The 4,942-nt window shown below is 60.4% G+C and carries 5 protein-coding genes; all 5 read left to right on the top strand.

Translation table 11 applies throughout. The features are described 5' to 3' along the window. Positions 1–469 (top strand): potassium-transporting ATPase subunit KdpC (gene kdpC / locus VMN77_12850; protein HTN44672.1); only part of this gene is annotated, 469 nt, incomplete at its 5' end. A 70-nt stretch (positions 470–539) separates the two neighbouring features. Next, positions 540–761, top strand: coding sequence for a hypothetical protein (locus VMN77_12855; GenBank protein HTN44673.1), 222 nt, complete (start codon positions 540–542; stop codon positions 759–761). A gap of 177 nt (positions 762–938) precedes the next feature. Beyond that, positions 939–3,647: a sensor histidine kinase KdpD gene (locus tag VMN77_12860; GenBank protein ID HTN44674.1), complete on the top strand. Its 2,709-nt coding sequence runs from the start codon at positions 939–941 to the stop codon at positions 3,645–3,647. Then, positions 3,647–4,363 carry a response regulator gene (locus VMN77_12865; GenBank protein HTN44675.1) on the top strand — a complete coding sequence of 239 codons (717 nt, stop codon included), beginning with the start codon at positions 3,647–3,649 and terminating at the stop codon, positions 4,361–4,363. Before VMN77_12860 ends, VMN77_12865 begins: the two co-directional genes overlap by 1 nt. A gap of 123 nt (positions 4,364–4,486) precedes the next feature. Next, the coding region (locus tag VMN77_12870; protein HTN44676.1) for a thioredoxin domain-containing protein at positions 4,487–4,942 on the top strand (456 nt) is incomplete at its 3' end.

Consider the following 4,942-nt stretch of genomic DNA (forward strand, 5'->3'; position numbering starts at 1 on the left):
CCGACAGGCCAATGGAAGTTTGATTGTCCAAAACGGTCAACCGGTCGGCTCAACGCTGATCGGTCAGCCCTTCGACGATCCCAAATATTTCTGGGGACGCCCATCCGCCACCGGACCGTTCCCCTATAATGCGGCCGCCTCCTCCGGTTCCAATCTCGGCCCGACCAATGAGGTGCTGTTGAAAGCGGTCCAGGACCGAATCGCGGCGCTCAAAGCGGCCGATCCGGAAAATTCTGCGCCGGTGCCGGTCGACCTCGTCACGGCCTCCGGGAGCGGCCTCGACCCGCACATCAGCCCGGCGGCGGCCGAGTATCAGGTCCATCGTGTGGCGAAGGTCCGGGGACTGGATGAAGCCAAAGTTCGCGACCTCGTGACGGCTCATACCGAAGGGAGGCAGCTCGGCCTTCTTGGCGAACCGCGGGTGAATGTGTTGGAACTGAATCTCGCCCTGGACAATTTGAAGTTGTAGGATGAGTTGGTGTCCGGCCAACTAAATTATTTCGGAAGTCCCGGTTGCGGGTCCCTATTCGATACATAACATGGACTACCTCACAGCCTTTGGTTTGTTTGCAGTCATTGCCATGCTGATCTGCTATGCACTGGAGAAACGAAGTCCATGGTATGTCCTGGGGTTTGCAGGCGCGTGTGGGCTCGGGTCGATTTATGGATTTCTCCAGGGCGCTTGGCCGTTTGGGCTGGTCGAGCTCGTTTGGTCCATGGTGGCTGCACGTCGCTGGTGGTTGGCCAAGCCCTCAAATTAGATTGCCCCCTCGAGATCTCCGCAATCTTTCCAAAGACCCGCACTCCGGGACCGCCATTCGGGGTTCTTCCTGAGTTCCGACTCAATACTCTCCGTCTCAACCTGGCATTGAATGGGTCCCATTATCCTGTTATAATTCGGTTTCACCTTCTATGTATCGGCATGTAATGAGAGCGCCATGAAACATCAAGAACAAAGACGACCCAGCCCGGACCTGCTTCTGGAACAGGTAAAAAAAGAAGAAGAGCGCGCGCGTCAGGGAAAGCTGATTATTTTCTTCGGAGCCGCCCCCGGCGTCGGGAAGACCTTCGCCATGCTCAATGCGGCCCAGGAAAAGCGCGCGGAGGGGGTCGATGTGGTCGCGGGGATTGTGGAAACCCACGGCCGCGCCGAGACCGAGGCGCTTCTGAAAGGTCTTGAAGTCCTTCCCCGCCGCCCCATCGAATACCGGGGAGCAATCCTGAAGGAATTTGATCTCGATGCCGCGCTGGCCCGAAAGCCCGCGCTGATCCTCGTGGACGAGCTGGCGCATACCAATGCCCCCGGGTCCCGCCACAAAAAACGCTGGCAGGACGTCTTCGAGCTGCTCAAGGCCGGAATCAACGTCTACACGACGCTCAACGTGCAACATTTGGAGAGCCTCAACGATGTGATTGCACAGATCACCCGCGTCGTCGTCCGGGAAACCCTTCCGGATTCCGTGTTGGATCGGGCCGATGAAATCGAGCTGGTCGACCTGCCGCCGGATGAACTTCTGGAACGACTCAAGGAGGGAAAAGTTTATGTGGCCGAGCTGGCGGCCCGTGCGCAGGAAAACTTTTTCCGAAAAGGAAACCTGCTGGCGCTGAGGGAGCTGACCTTGCGTCAAACCGCCGAGCGGGTGGACGAACAGATGCAGAGCTACCGGCGGGGCTTTGGAGTCAAGACCGTTTGGCCGGCCGGCGAACGGATCCTGGTCTGCATCGGTCCCAATCCCCGTTCGATCCGACTGATCCGCGCGGCCAAGCGAATGGCCGACGGGCTGCGCACCGACTGGATCGCCGTCAATATTGAAGCCCCTTCGAAGGTGCGGGAGTCGGAAAGCGACCGGAAACAACTGGCCGACCATATGCGCCTGGCCGAGAGTCTTGGAGCGGAAACGGTTACACTATCCGGACATCGGACCAGCGAGGAGATCCTGAACTACGCCCGGAACCGCAACGTCAGCCGAATCATCATCGGCAAACCGACGCATCCCCGTTGGAAGGACCGCCTGTTCGGTTCCACGTTGGACGAGGTCGTCCGGGGAAGCGGGGATATCGACGTCCACGTCATCACCGGCGACACGGCGGAACCGGCGCCGCAACCCTCCGGGCGGCCGGCCGGGCGCCCCGGGCACAAAGGAGACTGGGTCTGGAGCATCGCCATTGTGGCCGCCTGCACCGCGGTTTCCGCCGTCATGTTTCCGTACTTTGCCCTGGCGGACCTGGCCATGGTGTATCTCCTCGGCATCGTCTTCACCGCCGGCCGGACCGACCGGGGTCCGTCTCTTTTTGCAACGCTGCTGAGCGTCGCCGCCTTCGATTTCTTCTTCATCCCTCCTTACTATACCTTTGCCATCAGCGACATTAGATACCTGATCACGTTTGGGGTCATGCTGATTGTCGGTTTTGTCATCAGCCGACTGACCCTGCGCGTGCGTGAACAGGCGAATGCCGCGCGTTTACGGGAAAGGAGGACCGCCGCCCTCTACGATCTGAGCCGGGAGCTTGTGCATGAACGGAAGAAAGACCGTTTATGCGCCATCGCCGTGAAGCATATCCACGAGGTGTTTTCCAGTCCGGTGGTCATTCTGATGCCCGAGGGAGAGAAGAACCGACTCCGGCCGGTCGACGGTCGGGGCCCGTTTGCACCCGATCAAAAGGAATTGGGCGTCGCTCAATGGGCCTTCGACCACCGTGAACGGGCGGGACTGGGAACCGATACCCTTCCCGGAGCCAAGGGCCTGTATCTTCCCCTCGTGACTTCGTCCCGGACGGTGGGCGTGCTGGGAGTCCTGCCCGGCCCCTCTATGGACCGCTTCGATCAAGAACAGATCCATGTCCTCGAAAGCTTTGCGAACCAGACGGCCATGGCACTCGAAAGGGCTCTTCTGGCCCGAGAGGCGCACCGGGCGCTCCTCAAAGCCGAGACGGAAGCCCTGCGCAATACGCTGTTGAGTTCGGTTTCCCATGACCTGCGCACCCCTCTGGCGGCCATAACCGGGGCGTCAACGACGCTGCTGGATCGTGACCTGACGCTGGATCCGCACAGTCAGCAGGAACTCATCCAGACGATCTTTGAAGAAGCGGAACATTTAAACCAGATGATCCGAAATGTCCTCGATATGACCCGCCTGGAGTCCGGCGCGATCACTGTTAAAAAGGAATGGATGTCGATCGAAGAGATCGTCGGGGCGGTGCTGAACCGCCTCTCCGCACGGCTTAAGGATCATCCCCTGACAACCCGCTTGCCGAACGATTTGCCGATGGTTCCCTTCGACCCTCTGCTCATCGAGCAGGTCCTGATCAATCTCCTGGATAACGCCCTGAAATATACACCGAAGGGGACGCCGCTCGAGCTCTCCGCAGCCGTAATGGGAAACCGCCTGTCGGTGGAACTGGCCGACCGCGGTCCCGGAATCCCGCCGGGTGCCGAGGATCGGATCTTCGATAAATTCGAACGCAGCCCCGGAGCCGGCGGCGGCATCGGATTGGGGCTGACCATCTGCCGGGCCATCGTCGAGGCCCACGGCGGCCGTATATGGGCCGAGAACCGTCCGGGCGGCGGGGCGGTTTTCCGTTTCATCTTGCCGCTGGAAGGACATCCACGCCTGTCTGAAGGTCAAGAAGGGAAAGAGGATCGGTGATGGCGGCAGGAAAGGAACTGATCCTGCTGATTGAAGACGAGCTGCAGATGCGGCGCTTTCTGCGGATCACGCTTCAGAGCCAGGGCTATCGTCTGCTGGAGGCCGCTACGGCTCAAGAAGGCTTGACCCAGGCCGCCACGCAGCATCCCGATCTGATTCTTCTCGATTTGGGGCTGCCGGATCTCGACGGCCTGGCGGTCACCCAAGAATTGCGCGAATGGACACCGACGCCCATCATCGTCCTTTCCGCGCGCGAGCAGGAACAGGACAAAGTCCGGGCGCTCGATGCCGGCGCGGACGATTATCTCACGAAGCCCTTCAACGCCGCCGAACTCCTGGCCCGAATCCGCGTCGCCCTGAGACACGCGGCCCGGCAGAAAGGGGGCCAGAACGAGCCCGTCTTCACCCTGAATAATCTCCGGGTCGACCTGGCGAAGCGGCAGATCCACCTCGGCGACAAGGAAGTCCACCTGACCCCGACCGAGTACAAATTGCTTACGGTCTTGATACGACACGCCGGCAAGGTCGTCACCCACCGTCAGCTGTTGAGGGAAGTTTGGGGTCCCGCTCAGGAGAATGAGGTGCAATATCTGCGCGTTCATATGGCCCATCTCCGCCATAAACTCGAATCCGATCCGGCGCGGCCGAGCTTCCTGATAAACGAGCCGGGAATCGGATATCGCCTCAAATACGATCCGGAAGGACCGGCCCCCTAGCCCTCGGAGCCGTGTGTTGTCCGGCCCTTAAAACCCGGATCCGTACGATCCGGCCGGAAGGTTTCCTTCCCGACCCCACCTCGATCCTTGACGAAGCCGTTCGGCGCGGGGTATTCTGAAACCATGTCACAGGATACCGCGCACAAGCACAGCAACCGACTGATTCACGAGACCAGCCCGTATCTGCTTCAGCATGCGCACAATCCGGTGGACTGGCATCCCTGGGGCGAAGAGGCGCTTCGCAAGGCGAAGGAGGAGGACAAGCCGATCCTGCTCAGCATCGGCTATTCGGCGTGCCACTGGTGCCATGTGATGGAACGGGAATCGTTCGAGGATGAAGAGACGGCCCGGATCATGAACGGGCATTTCATCAATATCAAGGTCGACCGGGAGGAGCGGCCGGATCTGGACGAGATCTACATGGCGGCGACCGTGGCCATGAACAACGGACAGGGCGGCTGGCCGATGACCGTTTTTCTGGCGCCGGATCAGCGCCCGTTCTTCGCCGGCACCTACTTCCCTCCCGAGGATCGATACGGCCGTCCCGGTTTCGGCGCGCTTCTCCTGAAGATCGCCGAG

The sequence above is a fragment of the Nitrospiria bacterium genome (assembly GCA_035498035.1).
GTDB lineage: Bacteria > Nitrospirota > Nitrospiria > JACQBZ01 > JACQBZ01 > JACQBZ01.